The following is an 18,909-nucleotide window of genomic DNA, read 5'->3' on the forward strand; positions in this document are numbered from 1 at the left end:
GCAGCGTCCGCCGTAAGGAGCACATGGCAGGATCGGCCCTGTTCGCACATGTCTATGACGCCATGAGGGAGTGCAGTCGTGCCCGGAGAGAATCTGTCCCGCGACGAGGCCCAGGAGCGGGCGGCACTGCTGTCCGTCGACAGCTACGACGTCTTCCTCGACCTGCGCTCGGCCGTCGGGGAGCCGGAGCCCGGCGCGGCGGCCGGCGAGCCCCGCACCTTCCGCTCGGTCACCACGCTCCGCTTCCGCTGCGTCGAGCCGGGCGCGGCGAGCTTCGCGGACCTGATCGCGCCGAGTGTGACGGCCGTCTCGCTCAACGGCAGGGACCTCGACCCCGGTGAGGTGTTCGACGGCTCCCGGATCCGGCTGGAGGACCTCGCCGCCGAGAACGAGCTCGTCGTGGACGCGCAGTGCGCCTACTCCCGCACCGGCGAGGGCATGCACCGCTTCGTCGACCCCGAGGACGGCGAGGTGTACCTGTACACGCAGTACGAGCCCGCCGACTCGCGGCGCGTCTTCGCCAACTTCGAGCAGCCCGACCTCAAGGCGCCGTTCCGTTTCGAGGTGCGGGCCCCCGAGGGCTGGACGGTCTGGAGCAACGGCGTCGGCGAACTCACGGACGGCGTGTGGAAGTTCGCCGAGACGAAGCCGATCTCCACGTACATCACGGCGGTCGTGGCGGGCCCGTACCACTATGTGACGGACTCCTACTCCCGCACCTTCGACGACGGTACGACGCTGGAGATCCCCCTCGGCGCGATGTGCCGCAAGGGCCTGGCCCCCCACTTCGACGCCGACGACGTGTTCCTGGTGACCAAGCAGGGGCTGGACTTCTTCCACGACCACTTCGACTACCCGTACCCGTTCGGGAAGTACGACCAGGCGTTCGTGCCCGAGTACAACCTCGGCGCGATGGAGAACCCGGGTCTCGTCACCTTCCGCGAGGAGTACATCTTCCGCGGCAAGGTGACGCAGACGTCGTACGAGGCCCGGGCGAACGTCATCCTGCACGAGATGGCGCACATGTGGTTCGGCGACCTGGTCACCATGGTCTGGTGGGACGACCTGTGGCTGAAGGAGTCCTTCGCCGACTTCATGGGGACGTTCGCGAACGTCGGCGCGACCCGTTTCACCGACGCCTGGATCACGTTCGCCAACCGCCGCAAGGCCTGGGCCTACCGCGCGGACCAACTGCCCTCCACCCACCCGATCACGGCCGACATCCGCGACCTGCAGGACGCCAAGCTGAACTTCGACGGCATCACCTACGCCAAGGGCGCCTCGGTCCTGAAGCAGCTGGTGGCGTACGTCGGGCAGGACGCCTTCCTGGAGGGCGCCCGCCGCTACTTCAAGCGGAACGCGTACGGGAACACCCGCCTCGGCGATCTGCTGTCGGCCCTGGAGGAGACGAGCGGACGGGACATGGCCGCCTGGTCCCGGTCCTGGCTCCAGACCGCGGGCGTCAACTCCCTGACCCCGCAGGTGCTCCTGGACGCGGAGGGACGCGTCGCCGAGCTGGCGGTGCTCCAGGAGGCGCCCGAGTCGCACCCCGAACTGCGCCCGCACCGCGTGGCCGTGGGCCTGTACCGCCGCGAGGACGGCGATGGTCCGCTCGTGCGGTACGCGCGCGCCGAGGTGGACGTCGACGGGCCGCGCACGGTCGTCGCCGAGCTGGCGGGCGCGGAAGCCCCGGCGCTCGTCCTCGTCAACGACGACGACCTCACGTACTGCAAGATCCGCTTCGACGAGGGCTCGCTCGCCACGCTGCGCGACGCGCTCGGCGAGATCACGGACCCGCTCGCGCGGGCGCTGTGCTGGTCGGCGCTGTGGAACCTCACGCGCGACGCGATCGTGCCCGCCAGGGACTTCATCGCCCTGGTGCTGCGGTTCGCGGGCCGCGAGTCCGACATCGGCGTCCTGCAGATGCTGCACGCCTGGGCGAACTCCGCGCTCGTCAACTACGCGGCGCCCGACTGGCGCGAGCAGGGCGAGGCGCTGCTCGCCGAGGGCGCGCTGAAGGAGCTGCGGCTGGCCGAGCCGGGCGGCCAGCACCAGCTCGCCTGGGCCCGTTTCTTCGCCGCCGTCGCATCGAGCGAGACCGATCTCCAGCTGCTCCAGGGCCTGCTGGAGGGGACGGCGAAGATCGACGGCCTCGAGGTCGACCAGGAGCTGCGCTGGGCGTTCCTGGAGCCGCTGGCCGCGCGGGGCGTGGCCGACGAGTCCGTCCTCGCCGCCGAACTCGCCCGTGACGACACGGCGTCCGGCAAGCGGCACCAGGTCCGCTGCCTGGCCGCCCGGCCCTCCGCGGCGGTCAAGGCCCAGGCCTGGGCGGCCGTCGTGGAATCCGACGCGTTGTCCAACGCCCTCGTCGAGGCGACCATCTCCGGCTTCGCCCGGCCGTCCCGGCGGGACCTGCTGGCGCCGTACGCCGCCAAGTACTTCGCCGCCATCGACCGCGTCTGGGCGGAGCGCTCCATCCAGATCGGCATGGACGTGGTCAGGGGCCTGTTCCCCGCGCTCCAGGACTCCCCGGAGACCCTGGCGGAGACGGACGCCTGGCTCGCGGCGCACGAGGACGCGCCGCCGGCGCTGCGCCGGCTGGTGCTGGAGTCCCGGGACGATCTGGCGCGGGCACTGCGGGGGCAGGCCTGCGACATCGCCGCCGCGGGCTGATCACCCGCACCACGCGGACCACACCGCGGAGGTCGCCGGCGCCACGGCGTCCGGTGCCCTCCGCGGTGGCATGTTTGGTGCTCTCCGCGGTGGCATGTCCGGCGCCCTCCGCCGTGGGCACGTCCGGCATCCTTCGCGGTGGGCACGTCCGGTGCTCTTCGCGGTGGGCGGTGGGCAGTGGGCTGATCCGATGCGCACACTGGTTACGAAATGCATGTATTCAGACCCGTGACCCGTACTGATCCGCCTCCGGACCAGCGCCTTTCGGCAGTCGAACATCCGCACCAGAAGGCGCATTTGTCCCGATTCGTCGACGAGCGGGTAACAGCGGTTAGAAGACGGCTCCCCGGCGGAAGACCCCGGACCATGAGCCACCGCACCCCCGACTCCCCCCGCACCCTGCGCCACTCGTCCCCCGTACGGCACCGGATCCTGACCACCGCCCAGTTACGCGACCGCCAGGTGACGGCCGCGGACGTCAACGAGCGGTGCCGGCCCGGCGGCCCCTGGCAGCGGATCCTTCCCGGCGTCTTCCTTCTGCGTCCCGGCCCTCCCACGCCCGAGGAGCGGCTGCACGCGGCGCTGCTCTACACCGCGCGTCCCCCCTCCGCCCGCACGGCACCCCGCGTCCCCGTCCAGCCGGGCTCCGAGGAACCGCGCGACGACCGGCCCTGGGCGGACGCGCTGATCACCGGTCTGGCGGCGCTGGCCCTGCACGGCTTCTCCTGTGTCCCGCCGTTGCCCTCCCTCGGCACGATCGACGTGCTCGTCCCCCGGCTGCGCCGGGTGCGCTCGACCGGCTGCGTCAGCATCGTGCGCACCACCGTGCTGCCGACGCCCACGTTCGTGGCCGGGGTCCCGGTCGCCGCCGTGCCCCGCGCGCTGGCCGACGCGGTCGCGGAGCTGACCGACGCGGAGGCCGTGCGCGAGCTGCTGGCGGAGGCGGTGCGCCGCGGCTACTGCGAACCGCGTTCGGTCGTGGAGGAACTGACGGCGGCCCGGCTGCTGGACCGCCCGCACGTGGTGGACGCCGTGGACTCACTGGTGGCGGAGGGCAGGGCGATCGCGGAGCACCGTCTGTACCGGATGGTCTTCGAGCACGGACTGCCCGACCCGGTCTGGAACGTCGACCTGCGGCTGCCCGGAGGCCCCCACCTCGGTGGCCTCGACGCGTACTGGCCCGAGCAGGCGGTGGCGGTCGAGCTGGTCACCCGGACCCCGCTCCAGGACGCGGACGCCCAGGGATCCGAGCAGGCCCGCAGGCGCGAGCACCTGGAGCGGCTGGGCATCACCGTCGTCCACGTCACTCCGCGGAAGCTCAGGGACGCGATGGAACAGCAGGCCACGATCGTACGGACCGCGCTCATGGCCGCGGACGACCGCGATCCGGCCGCGCATGTCGTGGTGCTGCCCCGGTCGTGACGGACAGGGCCGCGCCCGGAGGTGACGAACGAGGCCACGTGCCGTTCGGGAGGCCCACGTGCCGTTCGCGCGGGCCCGCTCCCGCGTTCCGGCGGCGTTGTCAGTGCCCCGATCTACTGTGGGGCGGGCAGGAGTTCCCCGTCCGGACACACCTGCCCTGACGAGCCGGACCAACGACAGGAGAGCGTGATGACGACCCTGCCCGAGCGCCCGAAGACAGCGCTGCTGGTGATCGACATGCAGCACGGAGCCGTGAACGGCACCCACGATCTCGAGGCCGTGATCGCGAACATCGGCACGCTCGTCGCCCGGGCCCGCGCCGAGGCGGTGCCGGTGATCTGGGTGCAGCACTCCGACGATCAGATGAAGTACGGCAGCGAGTCCTGGCAGTACGTGCCGGAGCTGGTCCGCGAGGACACGGAGCCCGTCGTCCACAAGAACTACGGCGACTCCTTCGAGGCCACCGATCTGGAGGACCTGCTCGCCGAGCGTGCGGTCGGCCATGTCGTGATCACCGGCGCCCAGACCGACATGTGCGTCCGCTCCACACTCCACAGCGCCTTCACCCGTGGGTACGACGTCACGCTGGTGGGCGACGCCCACACCACGGAGGACCTCACCGCGTACGGCGCCCCCACCCCGGCCGAGGTCGTCGCCCACACCAACCTGTACTGGAAGGAGCAGCGCGCGCCCGGCCGGCGCGGGGACACCGTCGAGACGGCGAAGGTGAGCTTCGCCGCCCGAGCCGCCGGCTAGAGCCGGTCGGACAGACCCTGGGACAGGCCCTGGGACGGGCTCCCGAACCGGTCCGGGGACGGGCTGGTCGCGGGCGGCCGCTTCCCGCAGAACTCCGCCTCGACGACGGCTTCGGCGTCGCCCGCCCAGTCGCCGTTGAGGTTGAAGGCGAGGGAATGGCGGCCGTCCGCGGTGGTGAGGGCCACGCTGGACGAGCCGTGGATGCCGCCGTCATGGCCCCAGAAACGGACGCCGCAGCTCAGTTCGCCCTCCAGGAGGCCGAGGCCGTAGCGCATGCCCGGGACGCCGTCGACGGCGACCGTCGTCCGCATCTCCCTGAGCTGCTCGCGCGGCAGGAGCCTGCCGCGCAGGAGTGCGGTGTAGAAGCGGTTCAGGTCGGAGCTGTCGGAGATCATCTCCCCCGCGGAGGAAGCCCAGGAGGGGTTCAGCGCGGTGACGTCGTAGGTCGGTCCCGTCGTGGTCTCGGCCAGTTTGGAGTACCCCCTGCTGCTGGGCGAAGGGAGCGTGACCCGGGTGCCCGGCAGCGAAGTGGCGTGCAGGCCGAGGGGCTTGATGATCCGGTCGCGGATCTGCGAGGCGTAGGAACGGCCGGTGACCTTCTCGATCACCATGCCGGCCAGGACGTAGTTGGTGTTGGAGTAGTTCCAGGACGTGCCCGGCGCGAAGTCCGGCTTGTGGGACAGGGCGACGGCGACGAGCTGTCCGGGGGGCAGTGTGTCGTAGCGGTGCCGGAGGAATCCGTCCCTGGTGAAATACGTGGCGCCGAAGCCGTCGTCGGCCGTGTAGTTGAAGATCCCGCTGGTGTGGTTGAGGAGTTGGCGGACGGTGATCCCGGTGCCGTCGTTGCCGTTGCCGCGCACCACGCCGGGCAGCCAGGTGTCCACGGTGTCGTCCAGGGACAGCCGTCCCTCGGCCTCGAGCTGGAGCAGGACGGTGGAGATGAACGTCTTGGTGATGCTGCCCACGCGGTAGCGGTCGGCCGTGGACCGCGGTGCACCGGTCCTCAGATCTCCGACGCCCGCGGTGGCCGACCAGGTGCCGTGCCGGTCCACGGCCGTCGCCGTCACCCCCGGCACACCGTCGTGCACGGCCGCTTCCAGTGCCTGCCGTGTCGGCGCGTGGCCGTCCTTCGTGGGCGCCGCCGCAGCGATGCCCGCCTGCGTCACCGCGATCCCCGCGGCGATCGCCCCCACCAGTGCCGTACGAACCCTCATGTCTTCCCCGTCTCGCTGTGGGACTCGGTCGACGGGAGGGACCCGAGGGCACGGCCGGCAGGTTGCCCGGGCCGCGCGGGTTGATCCCTTTTCAGCCCTTCTTCAGGATCAGCTCGGTGTTGCGGTCGCGTGAGGTGCCCGACAGGTCGGTGCGGGCGCCGGGGGCGTTGAAGGAGAGTTCGCGGTACAGCGCCGCGAGGCCCGTCTGGGTGAGGTCGGAGAAGTCCGTGGCGTGCGGGGCCGCGGACTCGATGAGGGTGGTGAACAGCGAGAGCGTGCCGTCCTTGTTGTCCACCAGCTCGATGACGCGGGCGAGCTGGGGGAAGTCGACGTGGGAGGCGGTGCCGATCTCCCAGAAGGAACGGTTGCCGGCGGCGGCGTGCGGGATGATCTCGTTCCTGTGGGTGTGGCCGTTCACCCAGGCCAGCGTGTTGCTGAAGCGGGCGAGCAGGGAGACGACCTCGCTGCCGCCGTGCCGCGCCTCGGCCGGGTGGGCGGGGTCGGCGTGGGTGTTGTGCATGCTCTTGCTGGTGTGATGGCTGAAGACGATGACGTACGAGTCCGCGTTGTCGCGCAGCGTCTTCTCCAGCCAGCGCAGCTGAGCCGTGCCGATGGAGCCCTGGTAGTGGCCGCCGGGGTCGGTGGTGTCCAGGCTGACGCCGATGACGTCCTCGGCGATCCGGAACGTGTAGTACTGGGTGCCCGCGGAGAGGTTCGCGGACGAGTAGCCGTGGCCGAACGGGCCCGGCCCGGTGTACGCCGGGTCGAGGTGCGCCTTGATGTACTCGGCGGGGGTGAACGGGGCGCGCTTCTCGTCGGGCGTGACCGAGCGCATCTCGCGGGCGTGCGCCCTGAGCAGGTCGTGGAACGCGGCGCCCTTGGGGCTGCTGCCGTTCTTGATGCTCTTGGCCAGCGTGGTGGCCTCCGCCGAGCCCAGTGACATCAGCTTCCTGCCGCCGACGGCGAACTCGGTGAGGTAGGAGTCGCCGCGTGATCCGTAGCAGCCGAGCGGGAGCGCGTCATGGTTGCCGACGGTGGAGTACCAGGGCAGCTTCAGGCCGGGGCTGCGCAGTTCGCGGATGGCCGCCTCCAGGAAGCCCTGGAGGCGCGGGAAGCCGAGCTGCTTGTCGGCGTCGCGCAGGGCGGCGTCGGGCTGCCAGTAGGTCTTCAGACCGCTGGCCTGGACGCCCTCGTAGTGCCGCGGGTCACCGCTGTTGGGGGTGATGCGGCCGCCGCTCATGACCTTCAGGAACCACTCCAGCTCCGTCTTGGAGTTGTTGTCGGTGTTGTCCCCGGTGGTCATGACGAAGCCCAGCGGGGTTCCGGTGGCGGGAGCTCCGTGCAGCGAGTTGACCCGCTCGATCAGGGAGACCGCGCCCGCGACGGTCAGCGCCTCCTGCGGGCGCCACGAGCTCTTGTTCTGGGAGCGCAGGTACTCCAGGCGCAGCGGGTGCTGGGCGTCGACCAGGTGCAGGTCGGTGAGCTGCACGAACGCGGCGAGCGCGGTGCGCCGGTCGGCTCGGCCCGTCTTGGCCGTGGCCAGTTCGTCGCGCACGACCCGCTTCCAGCCGGCGCCGTCACCGAGCCTGCGGTACCCGGTGGAGCCGGAGCGCGGGGTGGCGACGGAGCCCAGGGTCGTGCCGCGGGTGTACGGGGCGAGCGCGGCAGGTCCCTTCGGGCCGGTGGTGGCCGACCGGCCCTCGGCGTGGGCGCCGGAGCCGGCGGCGGGCGCCTGGGCGGCCGTCGCCGCCTGCGCCGGGGACTGGGGGCGCAGGGCCAGACCGATCCCCGCGGAGAGGGACACCGCTCCGGTGGCGGCCAGCAGGGTGCGGCGGTTGAGGGCGGGTACGGTGGCGACAGAGCGTATGCGCGGCATGGCGCGGTCTCCCCGAGTGCGAACGCGTCGGCAGTGGCAGCGGGGCGCTCGACCGGCGAACTCCCCGCTTGTACTGGATCGTTGGCACTGGGGATGACCTGCGCGTTAACTGGACGGCAACGGGCGACGCCGATCACCGTACGTCGATCTTCGCGCACCCTGGGCATCCATGGAGTCCTGTCCGAACGGCCGGTGGACGGTCACTCCGCGTTCATCTTGCGGGGTAGGGGAGGTGGATCCGGGGGCGACGCACGCCCGTTCACGGCGACGCCTGCCCGTTCACGGATTCGCCGGTGAGTACGCGGGCGGGGACCAGCGCAGCGGGCTGGCGGCGGACGTCTCGACGGCTTCGGCGAGGGTGAAGCGGACGGTCCGTTCGCCGTCGGGGGTGAACTCCGTGCGGGCCGTACCGGTGAGCTGGAGCGCCGTTCCCGATGTCCAGTCCAGGAAGAGCAGACCGGCACGCGGATCGGCCGCGAGGTTGCCGAGGGTCAGGAACATGGAGTTCCCGGGGTAGTCGGGCCAGCTCAGTTCGCCGGGTGTGTCGACATGCACGAAGCCGGGGTTGCCGCCGCGGTGGCTCGCGTCGGCGCCGTGCGCGTGGACCGTGGCGAGAAAGAAGGTGTCGGCGGCCTCGACGAACTCCCGCTGGAAGGGGGTGAGTTCACTGCCACGCCGGGCAACGCCCGCCGTGCGGCCGGTCACCGTCTCGTACATCTGCCTCTTCTGGAGGTACTTGGGGCAGTTGGCGAAGACCTGGTCGGCCTCGACGGCGAAGCCGCGCGGAGTGGGCCGGACCCGGCCGTTGAGGCGCATACGGCGACGGGTGCGCGGGTCGAGTGCGATGGTGCCGACAGCGGTGCCCGGGGTGGTGAGCGCGGCGGTGAGCGGATCACCCGCCGCGAGGCCGCCCGCGACCGAGATCTGCCGGGCGCCGGTGGCCCGCACGAATCCCGGCTCCCCGGTGAGCAGCGAGGCCCACACCCCGCCACCGGCCGTCCCGGGGTCGCGGTCCCCTTCCGTCCCGCCCTCGGGGACCGCCGCGCCGACGACCAGCATGGGCTGGAGTTCGAGGAACGCGGCGACCACCGGGCGGATGCCCTGGCCGACGGACCGGCCCACATGGTCGGCGAGGTCCCGGACGCCGACACGGTCCTGGATCGCCCGCGAGCCGGAGTGATACGTCATGACGCCTCCAGGTGCGAGAGGCTAACCTTTGTCATCGATATTAGAGGTTAGAGTCGAGAGCGTCAACCGGTGACCTACCCTTGAGGGGTTAGTCGCGAAGGGAGACCCCATGTCCACCAGCCCCGACCCCCGCCCCCTCACCGGCGAGCCGGTCTCGCTCGACCTGCTCAACACCCGCTGGGTCCACGAGGGCGCGGTACGGGACCTGCTGGCCGACACCGAGGGCCTCGCGGTGTGGCTGGCGGGCAACGGGCTCGGCTTCCCGGCCGACGACACCGTCCTGCGGCACACGCTCGAAGCCCGCGACGCCCTGCGCGCCGCGGTCGACGCCCCCCACGGCGAGGCCGCCCGGCCAGGCTCCCGGTTTCCGGCACAGGCCGCCGCCCGCGTCGACGCCGTCCTCGCGCACGGACGCGTCCGCCTGACGCTGACCGATCAAGGGCCGGGCGGAACACCGGAGTTCGACGACCCCGCCTGGGGCCCGGCCTGGCTCGCCGCGCGCGACTATCTGGAACTGCTCCAGGCCGCTCCGGACCGCATCCGCCGCTGCGCCCACGAGGCGTGCGTCCTGCACTTCTTCGACACCTCACGGAACGGCACCCGCCGCTGGTGCTCGATGGCGGCCTGCGGTAACCGCGCGAAGGCGTCCCGCCACTACGCGCGCACAAAAGAGAGCTGAATCGACAAAGCGAGACATCCACCCCGCCCTGGATATCCACCTATAGCGCACGATCCTCGACGTGACGCATGGCGGAAGTACGCCATGGCTGTATCCCGCCACGGTCAACTCTCCCCAAACAACTGTCCCTTGGGTAAAGCTGAGCGGTCATCCGGGTTCACATTCCGGACTGATGCGACCGGTCCCGCTGGAACCACCGGAACCGGCCGTTCCACGCTCGTTCCTTTACCTCCAAGGGATGCAGATGACCTCCGACCCTCAGCGCGCCCCGATATCCGGCGCGAGACGCGTGGCCCGCCTGGCCATGGCAGCGGGCCTGGTGGCCGCGCTCTCCGCGGCCGGGCCGATACCCATGGCCTTCTCCGCGGACACGGACGCGCCCACGGCCGACCCGGGCACCAAGTCCGCCGCCGCCAAGCTCGGTTCGGCCGACGCCGACCTCCTGACCGAGGCCAAGGCCAACGGCGACAAGAACGTCACGATGATGATCGCGACGGCTCCCGGCCAGACCGAGCAGGTCGCCGAGGAGCTCGACGCGGTCAAGGGCGGCTCGGTGGGCCGCACCTACGACAAGCTCGGCTACGTCCGGGCGACCGTCCCGACGGGCAAGGCGGACTCGGCCATCGCCGCCGCCGCGAAGCTCTCCTCGGTGCACGGGATCGACCTGCGCCAGGAGATCGCGCTGGACGACCCGACCCCGAGCGCCGACACGGCCAAGCACGGCAGCAACGCCTCCACGGCCGCCACCTACCCGGGTCCCGGCAAGAAGACCCCCGCCGAGAACCCGTACAACCCGTCCTTCGAGACGGGCGCCGTGGACTTCGTGCAGGACCACCCGAAGGCGGACGGCCGGGGCGTCACCATCGGCATCCTGGACTCGGGCGTCGACCTGGGCCACCCCGCCCTGCAGAAGACCACCACCGGCGAGCGCAAGATCGTCGACTGGGTCACCTCGACCGACCCGATCCTCGACAGCGACGGCACCTGGCGTCGGATGACCAACCCGGTCAGCGGTCCGTCGTTCTCCTACGGCGGCGTCAGCTGGAAGGCACCCGCGGGCGACTACCAGGTCAACCTGTTCCGTGAGTCCGCGACGGCCGGAGGGGACGCCGCGGGCGACGCCAACCGGGACGGCGACACCACCGACGCCTGGGGCATCCTCTACGATCCGGCCGCCGGTACCGTCCGCGTCGACCTGAACAACAACTTCGACTTCACCGACGACACGCCGATGAAGCCGTACAAGGACGGTTTCCAGGTCGGCTACTTCGGTACCGACAACCCGGCGACGGACGTCGTCGAGCGGCAGCCGTTCGTCGTGGAGATCCGCAAGGACGTGCCCACCGACCCGTACGGCGGCGACTGGGTCGGCAAGAAGGCCGACTTCGTCAACATCGGCGTCATCGAGTCCGAGCACGGTACGCACGTCGCGGGCATCACCTCCGCCAACGGCCTGTTCGGCGGGAAGATGAGCGGCGCCGCGCCCGGCGCGAAGATCGTCTCCTCGCGTGCCTGCACCTGGACCGGCGGCTGCACCAACGTCGCGCTCACCGAGGGCATGATCGACCTCGTCGCCAACCGCGGCGTGGACATCGTCAACATGTCCATCGGCGGTCTGCCCGCGCTCAACGACGGCAACAACGCGCGCTCCGAGCTCTACACGCGTCTCATCGACACCTACGGCGTCCAGCTCGTGATCTCCGCGGGCAACTCCGGCCCCGGCGCGAACACGATCGGTGACCCGGGCCTGGCCGACAAGGTCATCTCGGTCGGCGCGACCATCTCCAAGGAGACCTGGGCCGCCAACTACGGCTCGCAGGTGGAGAAGAAGTACGCGATGCTGCCCTTCTCCTCGCGCGGCCCGCGTGAGGACGGCGGCTTCACGCCGACGCTGAGCGCGCCCGGCGCCTCCATCAACTCCACCCAGACCTGGCTGCCGGGCTCCCCGGTCGCCGAGGCGGGCTACACCCTTCCGGCCGGCTACTCGATGCTCCAGGGCACCTCGATGGCGTCCCCGCAGGCCGCGGGCGCCTCGGCGCTGCTGCTGAGCGCGGCGAAGCAGAAGGGCATCAGCCTCACCCCGGCCACCCTGCGCACCGCGCTGACCTCGACCGCCGACCACATCAAGGGCGTTCAGGCGTACGCGGAGGGTGCGGGTCTCATCAACATCGGTGACGCCTGGGACTCCATCAAGGACGGCGCCACCGCCCACGACTACACCGTCAAGGCCCCGGTCGACACCGCGATCGACTTCGCGCTGAAGACCCCGGGCTTCGGTACCGGTCTGTACGACCGCGAGGGCGGCCTCAAGGCGGGCCAGCGCAAGACGTACGACATCACCGTCACGCGTACGTCGGGCTCGGACCGGCCGGTCCGGCACGAGCTCTCCTTCGAGAACAACGCCGGCGGCACCTTCCGGATCCTCGGCAAGGACGAGGTGTACCTCCCGCTGAACCAGCCGGTGACCGTCAAGGTCCAGGCGGCGCCGGAGTCGGCCGGGCTCAAGAGCGCGATCCTGGAGGTCGACGACCCGCGCACCGAGGGCGTCGACAAGCAGATCCTCTCGACCGTCGTCGTCTCCTCGCCGCTGAAGTACACCTACAGCGCGTCGAGTTCGGTGCAGCGCAACAGCACCACCTCGTACTTCGTGACGGTCCCCGAGGGCGCCAAGTCCCTGGAGGCCGCGATCGGCGGGCTGAAGGACAAGAGCCAGACCCGGTTCATCGCGATCCACCCGTACGGCGTTCCGGTCGACAACACCAGCACCCCGTACTGCTACAACAACTACCTCGACGGCAACGGCTGCAAGCCCGACGTGCGTTCGTACGCGGACCCGCAGCCCGGCGTCTGGGAGATCGAGGTCGAGGCGCGCCGCACCTCGCCGCTGCTCGACAACCCGTACAAGCTGGATGTCGCCGTGCTCGGCGCGGCCTTCGACCCGGCCGTCGTGACCGTCCCCGAGGCCAAGGTCGGCACCCCGGCCACCGCCTCCTGGAAGGTGACGAACAACTTCGCCGCGATCGACGGCAAGCTGAAGGGCGGTCCGCTCGGTTCCTCCAAGAACGCGCGGCCGACCATCGCCGACGGCGCGACGCAGACCACCACGGTCGAGGTGCCCGCGGGCGCCGCGTCGCTCGACGTGGTCATCGGCAACGTCTCCGACAACGCCGCCGACCTCGACCTGACGGTGTACAACGCCGCCGGGGCCGTCGTCGGGCAGTCCGCGGACGGTGACTCGGAGGAGGCCGTCTCCATCGCCTCCCCCGCCGCCGGTACGTACACCATCGAGGTCGCGGGCTATTCGGTCCCGTCGGGTTCGACGGCGTACGACTACCAGGACGTGTTCTTCTCCAGCGCGCTCGGCACGGTCACGGTCGACGACTCCACCCCGGTGAAGCTCGCCACCGGCGCGTCGGCCACGGTGTCCGGCTCGGTCACCGCCGCCGCGGCGGCACCCGAGGGACGCGAGTTCTTCGGTCAGGTCCAGCTGGTGAACGCGCGCGGCACGGTCGCGGGCCTCGGCAGCGTGAAGATCGAGAAGGTCACGCCGTAGCGGTGTGACGCCCGGCCGCGCGAGCGGCCCGGGGACCTGGGGCGGGCGTCCGGAAACGGACGCCCGCCCTTTCGCGTGCCTCCCGCCCGCGGACCGTCCTGCCCCGTGCCCGGACAGCCCTTCCCGTGCCCCCGCCGGGCCGCCGTCCCTTCCGGGCCGCCCGGCCCCGACCGCGGGTCACCGCTCGTCGGTGGCGCACCTCATCCCCCGGGACTCGGGCAGCGCCTTGACGATCCAGGACCGGTCGCGGGCGATCTGCTGCTCCCCCGTGGTCCAGATGTCGGGCGTCGAGGTGTGCCGCTGGATGCCGATCAGGACCTCGTCGCCCCGGTGCAGCCGCGGGTCGACGGCCTGGTCCATCAGGAAGGTGACCTCCTTCTCGCCCCTGGCCGGCTTGTAGTAGTGAAAGACGTCCAGGGTGATCCGGTCCTGTGCGGTGCCGGGGACCGCGGCCACCTTGGTGACCGTGCCCTCCACGATGAGCCGGGAGCAGGCGATGTAGCCGGGGGCGCTGAGCGAGCCCGAGTCGCCGCTGTCCTGCACCTTGTCGTCGGAGGCGGCCGAGTTGCTGCTCGTCACGTCCGACCCGCCTGTCGCGGCCAGCCAGCCCATCCCGACCACCAGCGTGGCCACCGCGGCCGCCGCCAGCGTGCCGACGACCGCGGCACGCGAAGGCCGGAAGCGCTTCTTCGGGGCGCCGCCGGGCCGCCCGCCCCCGGACGCCCGCGGCCCCTCGGCCCGCCGGTACTTCCCGGACCTCCCTGACTTCCCCGGCTTCTGGGACGCCGGGACCGGCCCGGCCGACCGCCCGCTGTCCGCCAGCGCGTCACCGATGATGACCAATTGCTCCCGGAGCACGTCCACGTCCGCGGCGGCCGACCGGTGCTCGGCCATGAACACGACATCGTCGCGCGCGCCCTCGGGCAGTTCGGCGTCCGTGATCGCGGCCAGCAGCGCGTCCACACCTTCGTACTCGGCCACGTCACACCACCTCGTCCTCGTGCAGGCGGGCGCGCAGCGCGCGGACCGCCGTGTGCAGCCTGCTCTTGACCGTGCCCTCGGGTATGCCGAGCTCGTCGGCGATGTCCCGCACCGGCAGGTCGGCGTAGAACCGCAGGACGAGAACCTGGCGCTGGGGGTCGGGCAGTTCGTCCAGGCCCTGGGCGACGGCCAGCGAGAGCACACTGGACTCCTCGTCCGAGGGCTGCGCCGGCTGGCGCAGCGAGGCGAGCCGTTCCCCCAGCCGCTCCTGCCGGCGCTTGGCCCGGTGCCAGTCCATCGCCAGGTTCGAGGCGACGACCGCCGCCCAGGCGGACACGTCCCGTGGCGCCTCGTCCCCCTTGGCGGCCCGCTCCAGCAACCGCAGCCGGACCTGCTGTACCCCGTCCGGCAGGTCCGCCTGCGGTACGCCGCCGAGCGCGAGCACCGCCCGTACCCGGCGTTCCTGCGTCGCGTCCAGGGGGTCGTCCGCCCCCGGTGCCCGACGTGTCCTTCTGCGCAGCACAGCACCCCTCCCCTCCCCGCGTCCCCTCTACGACGCCGGTGCGGGCCAAAACGTTCGGCCCGGTTCGAGTCGTACGTCACACCGGGCCCCGTGCCGTGACCGCGCCCACACCGTACGGCTTGCGGTCACCCCGCGTCGCCGGGCGATTTCTTCGTACCCGGACACTCGGATGCCGCAGGATCGGGCACCTCGGCGCGTTTCCCGGCGTCCCACGTCGTGAGCGGCCCGGCGAATGGATTGGACACGCGGGCCCGGGTCAGACGCATGATGGAAGCGTTGGACCACGTAGAACGCACGTCAAGGGAGTCGCCGTGAGGGTCGGAATCGTCGGAGCCACCGGTATGGTCGGCACAGCCATGCGCAAGATCCTCGTCGAGCGGGACTTCCCGGTCGAGGAACTGCGTCTGTTCGCCTCGGCCCGTTCGGCCGGGACGGTCGTCGACGGGGTCACGGTGGAGGACGCTTCCACGGCGGACTACTCGGGCCTGGACATCGTGCTGTTCTCTGCGGGCGGGGCCACCTCCAAGGCGCTGTGCGAGAAGGTCGCCTCCCAGGGCGCCGTCGTGATCGACAACTCCTCCGCCTGGCGCAGGGACCCCGAGGTACCCCTCGTCGTCTCCGAGGTGAACCCGCACGCGATCGCCGACCGCCCCAAGGGCATCATCGCCAACCCGAACTGCACGACGATGGCCGCGATGCCGGTCCTGAAGCCGCTGCACGAGGAAGCGGGCCTCGAGGCGCTGGTCGTCGCCACCTACCAGGCGGTGTCCGGCTCGGGCGTCGCCGGTGTGGCGGAGCTGCACGGCCAGGCACTGAAGGTCGTCGGTGAGGCCGACGGGCTGACCCACGACGGCGAGGCGGTCGACTTCCCCGAGCCGCAGGTCTACAAGCGCCCCATCGCCTTCAACGTGCTCCCCCTCGCGGGTTCGATCGTCGAGGACGGTCTGAACGAGACGGACGAGGAGCAGAAGCTCCGCAACGAGTCCCGCAAGATCCTGGAGATCCCGGCCCTCAAGGTCTCCGGCACCTGCGTCCGGGTCCCGGTCTTCTCCGGCCACTCCCTCCAGGTGAACGCCCGCTTCGCCCGCCCGCTCTCGGCCGAGCGCGCCACCGAGCTGCTCGCGGGCGCCCCGGGTGTCGTCCTCTCCGACATCCCGACCCCCCTCCAGGCCGCCGGCAAGGACGCCTCGTACGTCGGGCGCATCCGGCCGGACGAGACCGTCGAACACGGGCTCGCGCTGTTCGTCTCCAGCGACAACCTCCGCAAGGGTGCCGCGCTGAACGCGGTCCAGATCGCGGAGCTGGTGGCGGCCGAGCTCAACGAGGGCTGACGCCCGGATCCACACACGCCCGAGGGGGCGGGCACCGACCGACCGGTGCCCGCCCCCTCGGGTTCTCCTGCGACGCGTCGCGTCCGCCGGCTAGGCGGTCGCGGCCCGCGCGTCCGCCGCCTGCGCCTTCAGGGCCCGCTCGACGCCCGAGCGGGACTCCGAGACCAGGCGCCGCAGGGCCGCGTTGGGCTCGGCCGAGGCCAGCCACGCGTCCGTCCGCGCGAGGGTCTCCTCGGCGATGTGGATGCCCGGGTAGAGGCCGGTCGCGATCTGCTGCGCGATCTCGTGCGAGCGGGCGTCCCAGATCTCCTTGACCACGGAGAAGTACTTGTCCGTGTACGGGGCCAGCAGCTCACGCTGGTCGGCCTGCACGAAGCCGCCGATGACCGCTTCCTGCACGGCGTTCGGGAGCTTGTCGGACTCGACGACCGAGGCCCACGCCTCCGCCTTCGCCTCCTCGGTGGGACGGGCCGCCCGGGCGGTGGCCGCGTGCCGCTCGCCGGCCGCCGTCTTGTCACGCTCGTACTCGGCGGCGATCTCCGCGTCGTCGAAGCGTCCGACGGCCGCGAGCCGCTGCACGAACGACCAGCGCAGCTCGGTGTCGACGGCGAGGCCCTCGATGGTCTCGCGGCCTTCGAGCAGGGCCTCCAGGAGGTCCAGCTGCTCCGGCGTGCGCGCGGTCACCGCGAAGGCGCGCGCCCAGGCCAGCTGGTGGTCGCTCGCGGCCTCGGCCGAGCGCAGGTGGGCGAGCGTCGCGTCCGTCCAGCGGGTCAGCAACGCCTCGCGGGCGGTCGGGTCGGCGTACAGCTCGATGGCGAGCTTCACCTGGCGGTGCAGCGACTGGACGACACCGATGTCGGACTCCTTGCCGATGCCGGACAGCACCAGCTCCAGGTAGTCGCGGGCGGCGAGTTCGGCGTCGCGGGTCATGTCCCAGGCCGAGGCCCAGCACAGGGCGCGCGGCAGGGAGGACGCGAAGTCGCCGAGGTGCTCGGTGACGACGGCCAGCGAGTCCTCGTCGAGGCGGACCTTGGCGTACGACAGGTCGTCGTCGTTGAGCAGGATCACGGCGGGACGGCGCTTGCCGACGAGCTGCGGTACGGCGGTCAGTTCACCGTCCACGTCCAGCTCGACGCGCTCGTCGCGCACCAGCTTGCCGCTGTCGCCGTCGAGCTCGTACAGGCCGACCGCGATGCGGTGCGGGCGCAGCGTCGGCGCGCCCTGGGCGCCGGCGGGCAGGGCCGGGGCCTCCTGGCGGACGGCGAAGGAGGTGACGACACCGTCGGCGTCGGTCTCGATCTCGGGCCGCAGGATGTTGATCCCGGCGGTCTGGAGCCACTTCTGCGACCAGGTCCCGAGGTCGCGTCCGGAGGTCTGCTCCAGGGCGCCGAGCAGGTCGGACAGCTGGGTGTTCCCGAAGGCGTGGGCCTTGAAGTAGGCCTGGACGCCGCGGAAGAACTCGTCCATGCCGACGTAGGCGACGAGCTGCTTGAGGACGGAGGCGCCCTTGGCGTACGTGATGCCGTCGAAGTTGACGAGCACGTCGTCGAGGTCGCGGATCTCGGCCATGATCGGGTGGGTGGAGGGCAGCTGGTCCTGCCGGTACGCCCACGTCTTCATGGAGTTGGCGAACGTGGTCCAGGAGTGCGGCCACCGGCTGTCGGGGTGGTAGGCCTGGCAGGCGATGGAGGTGTAGGTGGCGAACGACTCGTTCAGCCACAGGTCGTTCCACCACTCCATGGTCACGAGGTCGCCGAACCACATGTGGGCCAGCTCGTGCAGGATCGTCTCGGCGCGCAGCTCGTACGCGGCGTCGGTGACCTTGGAGCGGAAGACGTACTGGTCGCGGATGGTGACCGCGCCCGCGTTCTCCATCGCGCCCGCGTTGAACTCGGGCACGAAGAGCTGGTCGTACTTCGTGAACGGGTACGCGTAGTCGAACTTCTCCTGGAACCACTCGAAGCCCTGCCGGGTGACCTCGAAGATCGCGTCCGAGTCGAGGAACTCGGCGAGCGAGGGGCGACAGTAGATGCCGAGCGGGACGGTCTGGCCGTCCTTCTCGTACACGCTGTGCACGGAGTGGTACGGGCCGACGATCAGCGCGGTGATGTACGTCGAGATCCGCGGCGTCGGCTCGAAGACCCAGACGTCGTCCTTGGGCTCCGGGGTCGGCGAGTTGGAGACGACCGTCCAGCCGTTCGGCGCCTTCACGGTGAACTGGAAGGTCGCCTTGAGGTCGGGCTGCTCGAAGGACGCGAAGACGCGGCGCGCGTCGGGCACCTCGAACTGGGTGTACAGGTAGGCCTGCTGGTCGACGGGGTCGACGAACCGGTGCAGTCCCTCACCGGTGTTGGTGTACGCGCAGTCGGCGACGACACGGAGGACGTTGCGCCCCTGAAGGAGCCCGGGCAGCGCGATCCGCGAGTCCTCGAAGACCTCGGCCGGGTCGAGCGGGTCGCCGTTGAGGGTGACTTCGTGGACGGCCGGGGCCACCAGGTCGATGAAGGACTCCGCGCCGGTCTCGGCGGAGTCGAAGCGCACCGTGGTCACGGACCGGTAGGTGCCGCCCTCCTGCGCGCCGGACAGGTCGAGATCGACCTCGTACGAGTCAACGGTGAGCAGCTTCGCGCGCTGCTGCGCCTCTTCGCGGGTCAGGTTTGTGCCAGGCACGCGGTCATCTCCTCGTTATGTGTGGGTTGCGTCATCCTTCCAC

12 protein-coding genes are annotated in these 18,909 nt (G+C 71.2%); 6 read left to right on the top strand and 6 right to left on the bottom strand.

Annotated features, from left to right (window positions below):
* Window positions 1-78 precede the first annotated feature (78 nt).
* From pepN (OG410_RS15450) to OG410_RS15460, 3 genes are all read left to right on the top strand, one after another.
* On the top strand, window positions 79-2,673 hold the full coding sequence (pepN, locus tag OG410_RS15450) for an aminopeptidase N (RefSeq protein ID WP_329299674.1): 2,595 nt from the start codon (window positions 79-81) through the stop codon (window positions 2,671-2,673).
* 366 nt (window positions 2,674-3,039) lie between these two features.
* Window positions 3,040-4,095, top strand: a complete 1,056-nt coding sequence (locus OG410_RS15455; protein WP_329299675.1) for a hypothetical protein — start codon at window positions 3,040-3,042, stop codon at window positions 4,093-4,095.
* Window positions 4,096-4,284: 189 nt separating this feature from the next.
* Window positions 4,285-4,851 carry a cysteine hydrolase family protein gene (locus tag OG410_RS15460; RefSeq protein ID WP_329299676.1) on the top strand — a complete coding sequence of 189 codons (567 nt, stop codon included), beginning with the start codon at window positions 4,285-4,287 and terminating at the stop codon, window positions 4,849-4,851.
* On the opposite strand, the gene OG410_RS15465 is transcribed toward OG410_RS15460, so the two are convergent.
* From OG410_RS15465 to OG410_RS15475, 3 genes are all read right to left on the bottom strand, one after another.
* The gene (locus OG410_RS15465; RefSeq protein ID WP_329299677.1) at window positions 4,848-6,065 is read right to left on the bottom strand and encodes a serine hydrolase domain-containing protein; all 1,218 of its coding nucleotides are present in this window, start codon (window positions 6,063-6,065) and stop codon (window positions 4,848-4,850) included. The two genes, OG410_RS15460 and OG410_RS15465, sit on opposite strands and share 4 nt — an antisense overlap.
* A 91-nt stretch (window positions 6,066-6,156) precedes the next feature.
* Window positions 6,157-7,941, bottom strand: a complete 1,785-nt coding sequence (locus OG410_RS15470; RefSeq protein ID WP_329299678.1) for a TIGR03767 family metallophosphoesterase — start codon at window positions 7,939-7,941, stop codon at window positions 6,157-6,159.
* Window positions 7,942-8,220: 279 nt separating this feature from the next.
* Window positions 8,221-9,129, bottom strand: coding sequence for a pyridoxamine 5'-phosphate oxidase family protein (locus tag OG410_RS15475; protein WP_329299679.1), 909 nt, complete (start codon window positions 9,127-9,129; stop codon window positions 8,221-8,223).
* Window positions 9,130-9,238: 109 nt separating this feature from the next.
* On the opposite strand from OG410_RS15475, the gene OG410_RS15480 reads away from it, so the two are divergent.
* Both OG410_RS15480 and OG410_RS15485 read left to right on the top strand, forming a co-directional pair.
* Window positions 9,239-9,808, top strand: a complete 570-nt coding sequence (locus OG410_RS15480; protein ID WP_329299680.1) for a CGNR zinc finger domain-containing protein — start codon at window positions 9,239-9,241, stop codon at window positions 9,806-9,808.
* Window positions 9,809-10,052: 244 nt separating this feature from the next.
* Entirely contained in the window at window positions 10,053-13,361 is a 3,309-nt protein-coding gene (locus OG410_RS15485; protein ID WP_329299681.1) for a S8 family serine peptidase, read from the top strand.
* Window positions 13,362-13,538: 177 nt separating this feature from the next.
* On the opposite strand, the gene OG410_RS15490 is transcribed toward OG410_RS15485, so the two are convergent.
* Together OG410_RS15490 and OG410_RS15495 are read right to left on the bottom strand one after the other, a co-directional pair.
* Window positions 13,539-14,342 carry a hypothetical protein gene (locus OG410_RS15490; RefSeq protein WP_329299682.1) on the bottom strand — a complete coding sequence of 268 codons (804 nt, stop codon included), beginning with the start codon at window positions 14,340-14,342 and terminating at the stop codon, window positions 13,539-13,541.
* Between the two features lies 1 nt (window position 14,343).
* Window positions 14,344-14,865, bottom strand: a complete 522-nt coding sequence (locus tag OG410_RS15495) for a sigma-70 family RNA polymerase sigma factor (protein WP_326787758.1) — start codon at window positions 14,863-14,865, stop codon at window positions 14,344-14,346.
* A 311-nt stretch (window positions 14,866-15,176) separates the two neighbouring features.
* Here OG410_RS15495 and OG410_RS15500 point away from each other — a divergent pair, with 311 nt between their 5' ends.
* On the top strand, window positions 15,177-16,196 hold the full coding sequence (locus OG410_RS15500) for an aspartate-semialdehyde dehydrogenase (RefSeq protein WP_329299683.1): 1,020 nt from the start codon (window positions 15,177-15,179) through the stop codon (window positions 16,194-16,196).
* A gap of 90 nt (window positions 16,197-16,286) precedes the next feature.
* Here the strand turns inward: OG410_RS15500 and pepN (OG410_RS15505) are convergent, their stop codons facing one another.
* The gene (pepN, locus tag OG410_RS15505) at window positions 16,287-18,866 is read right to left on the bottom strand and encodes an aminopeptidase N (protein ID WP_329299684.1); all 2,580 of its coding nucleotides are present in this window, start codon (window positions 18,864-18,866) and stop codon (window positions 16,287-16,289) included.
* Window positions 18,867-18,909: the final 43 nt, after the last annotated feature.

The organism is Streptomyces sp. NBC_00659 (genome assembly GCF_036226925.1).
Lineage (GTDB): Bacteria > Actinomycetota > Actinomycetes > Streptomycetales > Streptomycetaceae > Streptomyces.

Coding starts and splice junctions, on each gene's coding strand:
- OG410_RS15455 (WP_329299675.1), top strand. CDS start 3,040: ATGAGCCACCGCACCCCCGACTCCCCCCGCACCCTGCGCCACTCGTCC.
- OG410_RS15460 (WP_329299676.1), top strand. CDS start 4,285: ATGACGACCCTGCCCGAGCGCCCGAAGACAGCGCTGCTGGTGATCGAC.
- OG410_RS15465 (WP_329299677.1), bottom strand. CDS start 6,065: ATGAGGGTTCGTACGGCACTGGTGGGGGCGATCGCCGCGGGGATCGCG.
- OG410_RS15470 (WP_329299678.1), bottom strand. CDS start 7,941: ATGCCGCGCATACGCTCTGTCGCCACCGTACCCGCCCTCAACCGCCGC.
- OG410_RS15475 (WP_329299679.1), bottom strand. CDS start 9,129: ATGACGTATCACTCCGGCTCGCGGGCGATCCAGGACCGTGTCGGCGTC.
- OG410_RS15480 (WP_329299680.1), top strand. CDS start 9,239: ATGTCCACCAGCCCCGACCCCCGCCCCCTCACCGGCGAGCCGGTCTCG.
- OG410_RS15485 (WP_329299681.1), top strand. CDS start 10,053: ATGACCTCCGACCCTCAGCGCGCCCCGATATCCGGCGCGAGACGCGTG.